The 12542-nt window shown below is 64.0% G+C and carries 14 protein-coding genes; 9 read left to right on the forward strand and 5 right to left on the reverse strand.

The window, feature by feature from the left end:
- Positions 1-179 precede the first annotated feature (179 nt).
- On the forward strand, positions 180-635 hold the full coding sequence (locus tag JNM03_RS15715) for a hypothetical protein (protein ID WP_294038010.1): 456 nt from the start codon (positions 180-182) through the stop codon (positions 633-635).
- A 422-nt stretch (positions 636-1057) separates the two neighbouring features.
- Here JNM03_RS15715 and rplI read toward each other — a convergent pair whose 3' ends face one another.
- From rplI to rpsF, 3 genes are read right to left on the reverse strand one after another with little or no spacing between them, the layout of a single operon-like run.
- Positions 1058-1690, reverse strand: coding sequence for a 50S ribosomal protein L9 (rplI, locus tag JNM03_RS15720; protein WP_294038012.1), 633 nt, complete (start codon positions 1688-1690; stop codon positions 1058-1060).
- 13 nt (positions 1691-1703) lie between these two features.
- Positions 1704-1928 (reverse strand): 30S ribosomal protein S18, encoded by a 225-nt coding sequence (gene rpsR / locus JNM03_RS15725; RefSeq protein WP_037517582.1) that lies wholly within the window; start codon positions 1926-1928, stop codon positions 1704-1706.
- A gap of 11 nt (positions 1929-1939) precedes the next feature.
- Positions 1940-2305 (reverse strand): 30S ribosomal protein S6, encoded by a 366-nt coding sequence (rpsF, locus tag JNM03_RS15730; RefSeq protein ID WP_294038019.1) that lies wholly within the window; start codon positions 2303-2305, stop codon positions 1940-1942.
- A 211-nt stretch (positions 2306-2516) separates the two neighbouring features.
- Here rpsF and JNM03_RS15735 point away from each other — a divergent pair, with 211 nt between their 5' ends.
- Positions 2517-2822, forward strand: a complete 306-nt coding sequence (locus tag JNM03_RS15735; RefSeq protein WP_294038021.1) for a hypothetical protein — start codon at positions 2517-2519, stop codon at positions 2820-2822.
- On the opposite strand, the gene JNM03_RS15740 is transcribed toward JNM03_RS15735, so the two are convergent.
- Positions 2823-4199, reverse strand: a complete 1377-nt coding sequence (locus tag JNM03_RS15740; RefSeq protein ID WP_294038023.1) for a Mur ligase family protein — start codon at positions 4197-4199, stop codon at positions 2823-2825.
- A gap of 174 nt (positions 4200-4373) precedes the next feature.
- On the opposite strand from JNM03_RS15740, the gene JNM03_RS15745 reads away from it, so the two are divergent.
- From JNM03_RS15745 to JNM03_RS15760, 4 genes are read left to right on the forward strand one after another with little or no spacing between them, the layout of a single operon-like run.
- Positions 4374-5201, forward strand: a complete 828-nt coding sequence (locus JNM03_RS15745) for an LD-carboxypeptidase (RefSeq protein WP_294038025.1) — start codon at positions 4374-4376, stop codon at positions 5199-5201.
- 44 nt (positions 5202-5245) lie between these two features.
- Positions 5246-6184, forward strand: a complete 939-nt coding sequence (gene fabD, locus JNM03_RS15750) for an ACP S-malonyltransferase (RefSeq protein ID WP_294038027.1) — start codon at positions 5246-5248, stop codon at positions 6182-6184.
- A 25-nt stretch (positions 6185-6209) separates the two neighbouring features.
- The gene (gene fabG, locus JNM03_RS15755) at positions 6210-6950 is read left to right on the forward strand and encodes a 3-oxoacyl-[acyl-carrier-protein] reductase (protein ID WP_294038029.1); all 741 of its coding nucleotides are present in this window, start codon (positions 6210-6212) and stop codon (positions 6948-6950) included.
- A gap of 35 nt (positions 6951-6985) precedes the next feature.
- Positions 6986-7525 (forward strand): hypothetical protein, encoded by a 540-nt coding sequence (locus JNM03_RS15760; protein ID WP_294038031.1) that lies wholly within the window; start codon positions 6986-6988, stop codon positions 7523-7525.
- 51 nt (positions 7526-7576) lie between these two features.
- On the opposite strand, the gene JNM03_RS15765 is transcribed toward JNM03_RS15760, so the two are convergent.
- A complete protein-coding gene (locus JNM03_RS15765; protein ID WP_294038033.1) occupies positions 7577-9646 on the reverse strand; it encodes a TonB-dependent receptor in 2070 nt (689 codons plus the stop codon).
- 196 nt (positions 9647-9842) lie between these two features.
- Here JNM03_RS15765 and JNM03_RS15770 point away from each other — a divergent pair, with 196 nt between their 5' ends.
- From JNM03_RS15770 to JNM03_RS15780, 3 genes are read left to right on the forward strand one after another with little or no spacing between them, the layout of a single operon-like run.
- Positions 9843-10814 (forward strand): cysteine synthase A, encoded by a 972-nt coding sequence (locus tag JNM03_RS15770; protein WP_294038035.1) that lies wholly within the window; start codon positions 9843-9845, stop codon positions 10812-10814.
- Positions 10811-11203, forward strand: a complete 393-nt coding sequence (locus tag JNM03_RS15775; protein ID WP_294038037.1) for a hypothetical protein — start codon at positions 10811-10813, stop codon at positions 11201-11203. The genes JNM03_RS15770 and JNM03_RS15775 overlap by 4 nt, the downstream gene beginning before the upstream one ends.
- 47 nt (positions 11204-11250) lie before the next feature.
- The gene (locus tag JNM03_RS15780; protein WP_294038038.1) at positions 11251-12342 is read left to right on the forward strand and encodes a hypothetical protein; all 1092 of its coding nucleotides are present in this window, start codon (positions 11251-11253) and stop codon (positions 12340-12342) included.
- The last annotated feature ends 200 nt before the right edge of the window (positions 12343-12542 follow it).

Genomic DNA, 12542 nt, shown 5'->3' on the forward strand with positions numbered 1-12542 from the left:
CACATGATCCTCTAGGCTGAAGCTGTAGAACAGCGCCTCCTGCATCACCGTTCGCTCGCCCATCATCAGCTGTCTCCCGATAACACGACAACTGAATCATTCCTCGCGCCTAACTGCAAGCGGGAGTTTTTCAACAGAATAGGGTGGAAAGCAGACGAACAGCAACCTAACTTATGCAGATGCTTGAAAAGCCCTTCTGCTATTTGGCAGTCGCGTGGTTCGCGTTGGCTGGTTGCGCTGAGTCCGATTCACTGACACCGCCAACACCGCCACTACTTCGAAATATCAGCGCGACTGGTGGATGGTGGAATGCCGGCTGCCCGCCAAGAGATGCGACTGAGGCGCGGCTTTATGAGCCTTCCGAGGAGGCGCTTTCGCCCGAACTCATGCAACGGCTGACACGCCAGTTTCCAGAAGGCAGCGATGCAAATCGGCTGGTGCAAACCCTTAAGGAGCAGGGCTTCGACTTCCATAGTCCTTGTAAAGGCTTGCCGGCGATCCACCTCAGCGAATTCCGGCAAAGCGGGGGCCAGCTATTTGGGCCCTATCCGATTTGGGCGCAGGTCGCATGGGAGCAGGATGATGCGGAGCGAATAATGTGGATTAAAGGGACTGTCGCTTTCACGGGGCCATGAGCCAACGTCCACAATCGGTCGATTGCCGTCAATGCATCCGGATCGGCGGCGAATGGTATGAACGGGGTAGTACGCGGCCTTTTCACCTTCGTCATCCCGGACTTGATCCGGAATCCATTTCCGTAGCGCTGCTGTGGATCCCGGATCAAGTCCGGGATGACGACAAGGAATATCCTCCCTGCGGCGGAGCCGTGGGGAGGGGGACCGCCGCGAAGCGGTGGTGGAGGGGCGACGACGGTGCGCCATTAGCCCCTCCGTCAGCGCTATACGCTGCCACCTCCCCATCGCTCCGCGACAGGGGGGATCAAAGGGCAACTATCGGTCGAAAGCGAACATTCCTGCGGCTAAATCCACCGTAACGAAAAGGGCCGCGCTTCCATCCGGAAACGCGGCCCTCCTCGATAGGGTTTGCCCAAGGAAGCTCAGGCTTCTTCGGCTTCGTCCGATGCAGCCGGAGCGTCTTCGGCGGCCACTTCCGACGGGGGAGTGGCGTCTTCGAATTCGTCTTCGCTGTCGGGTTCCAGAGCGGTCGCAACAGCCTCTGCCTGTTCTTCTTCGAACATGGCGGCAATGACGTCGATGCCCTGCTTCTGCATTTCGGCTTCGTCCGGCGAGCGCGCCACGTTGACCGCGACGGTGATCGTCACTTCGGGGTGCAGCTTCACCTTGACGTCGAACAGGCCAAGCGACTTGATCGGGCGTTCAAGCTCGACCATCGACTTGGACACGCCCGCTGCGCCGTCTTCGACGAGAGCGTCGACGATGTCGCGCACCGAGACCGAGCCGTAAAGCTGGCCGGTGTTCGACGCCTGACGGATCAGGACGACCTGCTTGCCGTCGATGTCCTTGGCGCGCCCTTCCGCATCGGTGCGGCGTTCGGCGTTGTCGGCTTCGATCTTCGAGCGGTTCGCTTCGAACAGCTTGCGATTGGTGTCGTTCGCGCGCAGCGCCTTGTTGTTGGGCAACAGGAAGTTGCGGGCAAAGCCGTTCTTGACGGTGACGACGTCGCCGATACCGCCCAGTTTCTCGATACGTTCGAGCAGGATGATTTCCATCGGTCCGCCCTCCTTACTTCACAATGTAGGGGAGCAGGCCGATGTGGCGCGAGCGCTTGATCGCCTTTGCCAGCTCACGCTGCTTCTTGGTGGACACCGCGGTGATCCGCGACGGGACGATCTTGCCACGCTCCGACAGGTAACCCTGGAGCAGACGGACGTCCTTGTAATCGATGACCGGTGCGTCCTTCTGGCTGAAGGGGCAGGTCTTGCGGCGGCGGAAAAAGGGTCGTGCCATGGTCGTTATCCTTATTCTTCGCCGTCGCGGTCACGGCCGCGGCCGCCCCGACGTTCCTGCTTGCGCATCATCACCGACGGACCCTTTTCGAGTTCGTCCACCTTGATGGTGAGCCAACGGATGATATCTTCGTTGATCGCGGCCTGACGCTCGATCTCGGCGATGGCTTCGCCCGACACTTCGGCCGAGAGCATCACATAATGACCCTTGCGGTTCTTCGCGATCTTGTAGGCAAGCTGCTTCAGGCCCCAGGTTTCGGTCTTGTGAACCTGGCCCTTGAACTCGCCGATGATGTTGGTGACGGTTTCCGCCAGCGCATCGACCTGAGCCTGGCTCAGGTCCTGACGCGCGATAAAGACATGCTCGTAAAACGGCATGGTTTGCGTCCTTCGATTTGGCCGATCGCTGATTTCGCGCCGATCGCGAAACCCCTCCGGCTGTCGTCAAGCCTTGCGGATTGCCACAAAGCAAACGGGGCGAACGGCACAAGGCCTCGCCCCGAATGAGCGCGCCTATACAGATTCGCGCGCGGAAATCAAGCGCAGAACGGAGGCTTTGGCGCTTGTCACTGTGGCTGCCCGATGAGACATGGTGGCGGGCAAAGGGGAAAACGCGATGATTGAAATTGCCATTTTGATCGGGCTGTTCAGCTGGGGAACGGCCAGCGAGCGGTTGGGTTTGAAACATTTGGGGGCGGTGCTGGGATTGTCGTGCCTGATGGGTGGTCTTGGCGGCCTGATCGTGGGCGGTGTTGCGGCCGAGCCCTTGACTTATGTCTTTTCGATCGGCCTCGAATTGATCCTCCAGTCTGCTACGCTGCTGATCGGTTTCGCGATCGGCTATTTCAGGCATCGCCGGGGCGCCGTCCGCAACGCCGATGACATCTTCGGTTGATCAGAGCCGGGCGAGCAGTTCGCGCCCGAATTCGGTGAGCGTATCGTCGCGTGCGCCGAGGATCAGGATGCGGTCGCCGGGTTTTGCTTCGTTGAGCATCGCCGCGCCGCATTCGGCGCGGGTGGTCAGGTGGACGGCATCGCTGCCCGCGCCGACGATATCCGCGACCAGCGCTTCGCTGCCGATGCTGCGGTCGACCGTACCGCCGAAATAGACGGGGTCGCTCACGTACAGCTTGTCGCCGTCGCGCATTCCCTGCGCGAAACTGGCGGCAAGTTCCCTGCCCATCTGACGGAGCGGACCAAAGCCGTGCGGCTGGAAGAAGAGCAGCGCGCGGCCCGGCAACTCGGCGACGGCGGCCAGCGTCGCCGCGACCTTGTCGGGATTATGCGCGAAATCGTCGATGACGGTGACGCCGCCTGCTTGCCCGAGCACTTCGTAGCGGCGCGCGAGGCCCGCGAAATCGGCCAGCGCCTCGACGGCTTGCGCGACCGGAATGCCCGCCGCGTGCGTGGTCGCGATCGCGGCGAGCGCGTTGGCGGCATTGTGGCGGCCGGGCATGCGGAGATTGACCTTGTATCCGGTGCCCTCGGCATGGACTGTGAAGCGGCAGCCGTCGGGCAGGGCCTCGAAGTCGCTGGCGCGAACATCGGCATCTTCGCGAAAGCCAAAGGTCCGTGCATTGTCGAGCGACAGGAATGGCGTGCTCTCTTCGTCGTCGGCGTTCACGATGGCGACGCGCGCCTTTCGCAGAAAGTCCGCGAACAGGACGTGCAGTTCCTCGAGGCTCTTGTGGTCGAGGCTGATGTTGGTGACGACCGCGACGTCGGGGCGATAGAGCGCAATCGACCCGTCGCTTTCGTCGACTTCGCTGACGTAGGTCGCGGCATCCCCGACGAGCGCGCTCGCGAAGGGCATGTCGGCGTTCGCGAAATTGCGCATCACCGCGCCGTTCATCACGGTCGGCCGATGCCCGGTGCGATCGAGAATCCAGCCGATCATCCCCGTGACGGTCGATTTGCCGCTGGTGCCGCCGACGCCGATCGCGCGATCGGCGTTGTTGAACAGCGCGGCGTTGAGATCGGCGCGGGTCAGCCGTGTGAGGCCCAGCGCATTCGCGGCGGCGATGTCGGGCACGCTGTCCTCGATCGCCGCTGATGCAACGAGCGTCTGTCCCGCCGCGACCCCGCTGCCATCCTGTGGAAAGAGCGCGATGCCGCGACTTGCGATCCAGTCGAACTTTTCTGGCGTCCGCCCCTGGTCGCGGCTGCGATCGGACCCCGCGACTGCCGCGCCGCGCGCCGCGACGATCATCGCGAGCGGCAGCATCCCCGACCCGCCGATGCCGCAGAAGAAATAGGATTTGTTTTCCGACATGGCGCCGCGTTATGGCCTTGACGAAGGGTTTGCAACAAGGGCGGCACTCCCTTTCCCGTTTGGCCCGCGTTCAATCCCGTTCGTGTCGAGCGCAGTCGAGACACCCCGCGGGATTGCGCCATGATGACGGGTGTCTCGACTGCGCTCGACACGAATGGAATCAGGGGTCGGCTCATGCGTATCGGGATCGTTGCTCCCTCCACTCCTATCCTCCCCGACGACGCCGAGGGGCTGCGCGCGATCGCGGCGATCGGCTATCCCGATGTCGAGCTTGTCTTCGACGAACAATGTTTCGCGGTTCATGGCCATTTCGCGGGCGAGGACGGGCATCGCTTCGCCGCGCTCGTCGAAATGGCGAACCGTCCCGACATCGACGCGGTCTGGTTCGCGCGCGGCGGCTATGGGGCGTGCCGGATTGCCGAAGAAGCCGTGGCGGCGATGACCGACGCGGCGCGGGGCAAGGCTTTCCTCGGCTATTCGGATCAGGGCAATTTATTGGGATGCCTCTACCGCGACGGCTTCGATCATGTCGCGCATGGTCCGATGGTTGCCGATATCCGGCGGGAGGGTGGAGACGCGGCGGTGATGCGCGCGCTCGACTGGCTGGTCGCACGCGATCCGGCGTCATGCGAACCCGGCTTGATTCATGGCGCCCGCCACGCGGCCTTCAACCTGATGACGCTGTCGATGCTGCTCGGCACGCCGCTGGAACCCGACCTTGCGGGGCATGTGCTGCTGGTCGAGGAGGTCAGCGAATATCTCTACGCCTTCGACCGCGCTTTCTTTCACGTCGCGACCTGTCTGGCGCCGCGCGGTCTTGCCGGTATCCGTCTGGGGCGGGTCAGCGACGTCCCCGAAAACGACAGGCCGTTCGGCATGGAAGCCGAAGAGATCGCGCAGGAGTGGTGCGCACGCGCCGGTATTCCCTGGCTCGGCCGCGCCGATATCGGCCATGACGCGGCGAACAAGGTCGTACCCTTCGGCTTGCATCGCGCCGGGTGAGGCAATAGTCGCGGGGGCGACAAATCACACCAAGGGGACGCAATATGCGCGCATTCATCTTTCCGGGTCAGGGCAGCCAGGCAGTCGGCATGGGCAAGGCGCTCGCCGACGCATCGCCGGTCGCGCGCGAAGTGTTTCAGGAGGTGGACGATGCGCTCGGGCAAAAGCTGTTCCTGTTGATGAGCGAAGGTCCGGAGGATCAGCTGGTCCTCACCGAAAATGCCCAGCCGGCAATCATGGCGAACGCCATCGCGACACTGCGCGTCCTCGAAAAGGAAGGCGGCGTGACGCTCGCTGCCACGGCCGATTATGTCGCGGGCCACAGCCTTGGCGAATATACGGCGCTATGCGCCGCCGGCGCCTTCGACCTCGCGACCACTGGGCGGCTGTTGAAGACGCGCGGGCAGGCGATGCAGGCGGCGGTGCCGGTCGGCGTCGGCGCGATGGCGGCGCTGCTCGGCGCCGATATCGAGACCGCTCAGAAGCTTGCGGATGCGGCGGCCGAGGGCGAGGTGTGTACCGTCGCCAACGACAATGATCCGTCGCAGGTCGTGATTTCGGGCCACAAGGGTGCGGTCGAGCGCGCGGTCGCGCTGGTCAAGGATTTCGGGATCAAGCGCGGCGTGCTGCTGCCCGTCTCGGCGCCGTTCCATTGCCCGCTGATGCAGCCTGCCGCCGATGCGATGGCCGAGGCGCTGGGCGGCAACCCGCCCGCCGCGCCGCTGGTGCCTGTGGTCGCGAATGTTACGGCGAGCCCCGTCAGCAACGCCGACGCGATCCGCGACCTTCTCGTCCAGCAGGTCACCGGCCGCGTCCGCTGGCGCGAGAGCGTCGGCGCGATGGAAGATATTGGCGTCACGCATTTTGTCGAATTCGGCGGCAAGGTGCTCTCGCCGATGGTCAAGCGCAGCGCATCGGGCGAGGTCGAGACGGTCAGCGTGATTTCGATGGATGACATCGAAGGGCTGCTCAAGACGCTTTAAGATTCAGATTTCAGGAGAAATTCAGATGTTCGATCTCACCGGCATGACTGCCCTCGTCACCGGCGCTTCGGGCGGTATCGGTTCGGCTATCGCTCAAGCGCTGGCCGCGCAGGGCGCTCGTCTCGCGGTGTCGGGGTCCAATGCCGACAAGCTCGCCGCCTTTCGCGATACGCTCGGTGGCGATCATGTCGCGCTGCCGTGCAATCTTGGCGACGCCGCTGCGGTTGACGCGCTCGTGCCATCGGCGGTCGAGGCGCTCGGCCAGCTCGATATTCTCGTCAACAATGCTGGCGTGACGCGCGACAACCTCATCATGCGCATGAAGGACGAGGAATGGTCGGACGTCATCCGCATCAACCTCGAAGCCAATTTCCGCCTCGCACGCGCTGCCGCGAAGCCGATGATGAAGGCGCGCTTCGGCCGCATCATCTCGATCACCAGCGTCGTCGGCGCGACGGGCAATCCGGGGCAGGCCAATTATGCGGCGTCAAAGGCCGGCGTGACGGGCATGACCAAGGCGCTGGCGCAGGAGCTTGCCAGCCGCGGTGTCACCGCGAACTGTGTCGCGCCGGGTTTCATCGCGACCGCGATGACCGACGACCTGCCGGACGCGCAGAAGGAAGCCCTCAACCAGCGCATCCCGGCCGGACGTATGGGTGAGGGCAGCGATATCGCCGCAGCCGTCGTCTATCTTGCGTCGAGGGAAGCTGGCTATGTCACGGGACAGACGTTGCATGTCAACGGCGGGATGGCCATGCTCTCCTGAGGGTCGGTTTTACCGAGGGCGGAAGGATTCGTTTGATGATCAGGACTTTAATGGCCGGAGCGGCGCTTGCGCTGGCGTCGGCACCTGGGGCCGTGCTGGCGCAGGAGGGCGCCAAGTTCGATTGTGCGGTTTCGGCCGCCCCGTCCGATTTCAAGGCGAAGATCGGGCTGGCAATGACTGGCGAAGGCGACGAGGCGACCCGCGATGCGCTGTTCGCGCAGCTTGGCACGATTGTCGACGGGTGCCTTTCGCGCCATGCGATCGGTGAGGCGAACAAGGGCAACTATTTCGATTACAGCCTCGCACGCATTTCGCGGGAGTGGCTGATCGGCGATATCGCCAAGGCAGGCCTGTCGGTCGCACCCGTCGACAAGGCGATGGATTTTGGCGCCGGCAAGGCCAATCCGGATCTGACCGACGAGATGTCCGAAGACCAGATCAGTCTGATCGTTCAGGCCTATATCGCCAGCGGTGTCGATATCGCAAAGATCGACCAGAATGTGTGGGAAAAGGTCGGCGCTTATGCCGCCGCGACGTCGATCTACTGGAACAAGCGTCAGACGCTGCCCTTTTGACCGACCGGCCGGGCTCCGAATTCCGGACCCGGCCGATCTTGCGCGGTGGGATCAGAAGCTCGCCCGGGCCGTGATGCGGATGTCGCGGCCTGCCAACGGCACATAGTCCTTGGTAAAGCTGGCATGGCGCCGCGCGTCCACGTCGAAGAGGTTGTCCGCCGCCAGCGTCAGCGACAGATTCTTGGCGTCGGGCAAGGGGCGCCAGGTCAAGGATGCGTTGACAAGAGTAAAGCCTTTCGTTGCCGTCTCGAATGGCGCGATGCGGGTCTGATCGTCGGTCCATTCGACCTCGGCGCGCGCATCGAGGCGCTCGCTCGACGCTTCCAGCCCACCCCGGATGCGAAGCGGCGGGATGCGCGGGACGAAGGGACCGCTCTCGATCTTCGCGCGCGTCATGTCGGCGGTCGCGTCGGCGCCGATATGGAAGCCGCCGACCTGCGCGATCGGCGCCGTTCCTTCGAATTCGAAGCCCCAGACGCGGGCCTTGTCCTGCCGGAACACATAGAGCGGCAGGTCGTCCTCGATCGTGCCGGTATCGGTTTCATAGATGAAATTGTTGAACCAGCTCGCATAGCCCGTCAGCCCGGCGGACCAGCCATCCCGTTTGAACTTGAGCGATGCTTCGCCGCCCCAACTCGTTTCCTTGGCGAAGGTGGGGTCGCCGCGTTCGAAGCTGAGCGTTGCGGCATGCGGGCCGTCGGACAGCAATTCCTCGGCCGACGGTGCGCGTTCGCTGCGGGATAAGGAGAAGCTGGCCTTCAACCCCTCGGCGATCTCGTAACTGGCGCCCGCTGCGCCCGACAGGCTGGTGAACGAGCGGTCGAAACCGATGCTGTTCGCACTGACCTTTGAGTTTTCGAGGCGCAGCGCACCTTCGAGGGTAACGGGGCCGCGCTCGAGTTCCTGAAGCGTGAACGCCGCAACGCGCGTGGTTTCATTTGCGGGCAAAAAGGCTTCGTCGCCGATCGCCGCAAAGTCGCGGAAACTATACTGGACGCCGCTCGCGCCGCGCCAGCCGCCGCGATCATTCTGCGCCAGTTCGGTACGGAATTCGATGCCGCGATTGGTGAAGCGGGTGCCGGGCTCGCCATCGTCGAATTCGGTATGTGCGTAATCGGCATAGGCACCGCGGAAACGAAGCTTTTCGAACAGGCCGTCGCCAAGCTCGACCTCGCCGCGTACGTCGAGGCGATATTGCCGTGCCTTGATCGTCGGCACTTCGTCGATGTCGGCGCGCGGCGGGATGCCATAGCTGTCTTCGAGATAGCCGAAGCTGATGCCGAGCGACCCGCCGTCGTCGATGAAGGCTGCGCCGATGCCGGCGCTGGTGCTGCGGCTCTGGCTGTTCGGGACCTTGCCCCGGCTGTTCGCTGCATCGGTCAGTCGCGCGGCTTCATCGGCATCACCGTCGGTGGTCGCATCGGCCGCGAGATCGAGCAGGTGCGCGCGTAGCGCCGGGGCATAGATCAGCCCGCCGACACGGACCGCGTTGGAATCGCGATAATTTCCGTCGGCATGCACGACGAATCGTTCACCGAGCGGAACGTCGATCGAGGCGCCGGCGCTCTTGTCGTCGGCGGCGGTGCCATAGCTGGCCAGCGCATCGAGGTGGAACGGGCTTTCGGGGACGCTGCGCGGGATGCGCCGATCGAACACGTTGACCGCGCCGCCAACCGCCTGGCTGGAGAAGAGCAACACCGACGGACCGCGAAGAATCTCGATCCGCTCTGCCGTCAGCGGGTCGATCGACACCGCATGATCGGCCGATGTCGACGAGGCATCGATGGCGCCGAGGCCGTCCACCAGTACTGCGGCCCGCTCGCCCGAAAAACCGCGCAGAATCGGGCGCGAGGCGCCGGGGGAGAAGCTGCTGGACGAAACGCCGGGTTGCGAGGCGAGCGTGTCGCCGATCTGGCCGCGAATGTCCTGCGCCAGCTTTTCGCCTTCCATCACCGATACGTTACCCAGAATATCGAGGCTCCGGACATAGGGCGCCGTGACCACGATCGGTTGATCGGTGTGATAGTCGTCGTCGCCGGTCTTTGCGCCGGTGTCCTGCGCGAACGCGGGAGCGGAGAGCAAGGCGGCGAGAGTGAATCCGGCGGTGGAGAGGAAGCGCATGAGGGGAGAAATCCTGTCGATTGAGGCGGGTCGTGATCGCGGGCAGTAATGTTATAATATCACAATGGCAAGTCGCGACGCGAGCGGTGGCCGCAGTTCGTCGGCGCTCATACCCCGTTGGTCGACAAAGTCCGGGCTTGCGCGGGTCAAGCGAAGCTGTCTTGCGGCGCTGCGGGCGCGGTCCTAGATCAGGGGCATGACAACAGCCAAAACAAGTCTGGACCTGATCGGGAATACGCCGCTCGTCCTGCTCAAGGGCCCCAGCGAAGCGACGGGATGCGAAATCTGGGGTAAATGCGAATATGCCAACCCGGGCGGGTCGGTGAAGGATCGCGCCGCGCTCTATATCGTCCGCGATGCCGAGGCGAACGGCAGCCTGCGGGCCGGCGGCACGATCGTCGAAGGGACCGCAGGCAACACCGGCATCGGTCTGGCGCTTGTCGGTAACGCGCTCGGTTACAAGACGATCATCGTCATGCCCGACAACCAGAGCGCCGAAAAGATGGCGACGATCCGCGCATTGGGGGCCGAACTGGTACTCGTCCCACCGGCGCCTTTCGCGAACCCAGGTCATTTCGTCCATACCTCGCGCCGGATTGCCGAAGAGACCGACAATGCGATCTGGGCGAACCAGTTCGACAATATCGCGAACCGCAAGGCGCACATTTTTGGTACCGCCGAAGAAATCTGGCAGCAGATGGAAGGGCGGATCGACGGCTTCACCTGCGCCGCAGGAACGGGCGGGACGATTGCGGGGACAGGCCTTGGGCTCAAGGCGAAAAACCCCGATATCGTCGTCGCACTCACCGATCCGCATGGCGCGGGCCTTTATAATTACTACCAGTGCGGCGAGTTGAAAGCCGAAGGGTCGAGCGTCGCCGAAGGGATCGGCCAGAACCGCATCACCGCGAATCTCGACGGCGCGCCGATCGACACCCAGTTTCGCGTTTCGGATGCCGAAGGCCTCGCGATCGTCCGGCAGTTGCTCGACGAAGAGGGGCTCTGCCTTGGTCTCTCCTCGGGCATCAATGTTGCCGGCGCAATGGCGCTCGCACGCAAGCTTGGGCCGGGGAAACGGATCGCGACCATCCTGTGCGACAGCGGCTTTCGTTATCTCTCGACACTGTACAATCCCGAATGGCTTGCAAGCAAAGGATTGGCGGCATGACCAACAAACGGCCAGCGATTTCCACGACGCCGGCGCCCGCCGCCCCGCCGCCGCTGCCGACCAATGACTCGGTCCGGCGGTTGCAGATCGGCATTGCCGGTGTGCTGACCGTTTTGCTGCTGGTGGGCATGGCCGGGCTGGTCGGCGACCGCGCCCGCCAGAATGCGGTGCAGGACGCCTCGACCGCAGCGCAGGCCGCGACGTCCGGTGACGGGACGAAACCGGGCAGCGCCCCGCTCGAGGAACTGGGCGTACAGCCGGTGTCGAAGGATCAGAATACGGCCGCCGACATCAAGGCGCAGCAGGCGGCGCCCGCGGCGCCGGCCGCCACGGTTCCCGACCTCGAACCCGACCCCGCACTTGCCCGGGCACGCCAATCGAAACAGTGAGCCGGTTCAGCAAGTCTCCGATTCTACGGGCTGTCGCCGCTGCTTCAATGACCCTTCTCCTGGCCTGGGTGCTGGGTGGTCAAATGACGCTCGGCCGGATCGATCCGGCGCTGGCCTTGCCCCTTCTGCCGTTGCCGGCGCTTGGTCTCGTTTGGTGGCAGCGCCGTGATCCGATGGTGGCCCGCTGGCGGACGGCGGGCACGACGCTGGGGATGCTATTGGCCGCGCAAGCCGCACTGGCGCTCTTCTTGTCGGCCCGGCCACCCTGGTTGCAGCTTGGCTTCATCGCGGCAGGATGGGTGATCGCGCTGCTCGCGGCCAGCCTGTTGTTCACCGGGAACCGGGGCAAGGTGGTGGCGCTCCTGCTGGGTGCGATCTTCGTTTCTGGCTGGTTCGCGGGAAGCCACGCGCTGCTGTCGATGCTCTACCGCCCGGCTTCGGCAGCTGGTCCGCCCGTCACGATGCTGACCGGTCTGCCGCTGCGCTGGTCGGATGGGCGGGATCTCGCCGCGATGCTGGCACAGGGGACCAACGATGATCCGATCCTTGCGCGGTTGCAGGCGGCCGGATCGGTGCGGCTGGTCGACAGTATCGTCGACGACCCGCCGTCGCCGGTCGGCGCGTTGCTGCTGGCGCATCCACGCGCGCTTGCCCCGCGCGAGATGGTTGCCGTCGATGCGTTCGTGCGCAAGGGCGGGCGGGCGGTCGTTCTGGCCGATGCGCTTTCGGGATGGCCGATGCGATATCCGATCGGCGATCCGCGCAATCCGCCGGTCACGAGCCTGCTGACGCCGCTCCTCGATCATTGGGGCGTCGTGCTGGCTGCGGTGTCGCCTGACGATCGGCATGTCGTCACGGTCGAAACGGAGCGGGCGCGTCTGCGACTGTTCAGCGCCGGCCGGTTCGAGCGTTTGCCGCCTGCATGCAGGGCGTTTGCCGATCGTCATGTCGCCCGGTGTTCCATCGGCGACGGCGAGGTGTGGCTTGTCGGCGATGCCGACCTGCTGTTTGCGCCGCTTTGGCAGCCCGAACCGTCGTGGGCGGCGCATTTGCGCAAGGCCGATACGGTCGAGTGGCTTGGTGCGCGTCTGTGGCGGGATGCTCCGCCCGCCATCCTGCAACCGCTCTGGATTCGCTGAGCTGCCCGGCCAGTTGGCCGGACCGTGGATTTTTCTGCACATAGCCAAGGGCTTGTATCCCTTTGACCGCTCAACTTCCGGCTCCGACAAGTGTCGCCGGACCCCAAGGATCGTGCTTTTCGTCTCAAATTTCCGCTTTTGGGGCGTAATTACCCTATTTCACCCTAAATTTCCCCTTTTCACCCTGAAAGAGAGTTGAT

The organism is Sphingopyxis sp. (assembly GCF_016793825.1).
Lineage (GTDB): Bacteria > Pseudomonadota > Alphaproteobacteria > Sphingomonadales > Sphingomonadaceae > Sphingopyxis.

Excerpts from the sequence above, each read along its gene's own strand:
- JNM03_RS15715 (WP_294038010.1), top strand. The coding sequence starts at position 180 with ATGCTTGAAAAGCCCTTCTGCTATTTGGCAGTCGCGTGGTTCGCGTTG.
- rplI (WP_294038012.1), bottom strand. The coding sequence starts at position 1,690 with ATGGAAATCATCCTGCTCGAACGTATCGAGAAACTGGGCGGTATCGGC.
- rpsR (WP_037517582.1), bottom strand. The coding sequence starts at position 1,928 with ATGGCACGACCCTTTTTCCGCCGCCGCAAGACCTGCCCCTTCAGCCAG.
- rpsF (WP_294038019.1), bottom strand. The coding sequence starts at position 2,305 with ATGCCGTTTTACGAGCATGTCTTTATCGCGCGTCAGGACCTGAGCCAG.
- JNM03_RS15735 (WP_294038021.1), top strand. The coding sequence starts at position 2,517 with ATGGTGGCGGGCAAAGGGGAAAACGCGATGATTGAAATTGCCATTTTG.
- JNM03_RS15740 (WP_294038023.1), bottom strand. The coding sequence starts at position 4,199 with ATGTCGGAAAACAAATCCTATTTCTTCTGCGGCATCGGCGGGTCGGGG.
- JNM03_RS15745 (WP_294038025.1), top strand. The coding sequence starts at position 4,374 with ATGCGTATCGGGATCGTTGCTCCCTCCACTCCTATCCTCCCCGACGAC.
- fabD (WP_294038027.1), top strand. The coding sequence starts at position 5,246 with ATGCGCGCATTCATCTTTCCGGGTCAGGGCAGCCAGGCAGTCGGCATG.
- fabG (WP_294038029.1), top strand. The coding sequence starts at position 6,210 with ATGTTCGATCTCACCGGCATGACTGCCCTCGTCACCGGCGCTTCGGGC.
- JNM03_RS15760 (WP_294038031.1), top strand. The coding sequence starts at position 6,986 with ATGATCAGGACTTTAATGGCCGGAGCGGCGCTTGCGCTGGCGTCGGCA.
- JNM03_RS15765 (WP_294038033.1), bottom strand. The coding sequence starts at position 9,646 with ATGCGCTTCCTCTCCACCGCCGGATTCACTCTCGCCGCCTTGCTCTCC.
- JNM03_RS15770 (WP_294038035.1), top strand. The coding sequence starts at position 9,843 with ATGACAACAGCCAAAACAAGTCTGGACCTGATCGGGAATACGCCGCTC.
- JNM03_RS15775 (WP_294038037.1), top strand. The coding sequence starts at position 10,811 with ATGACCAACAAACGGCCAGCGATTTCCACGACGCCGGCGCCCGCCGCC.
- JNM03_RS15780 (WP_294038038.1), top strand. The coding sequence starts at position 11,251 with ATGACCCTTCTCCTGGCCTGGGTGCTGGGTGGTCAAATGACGCTCGGC.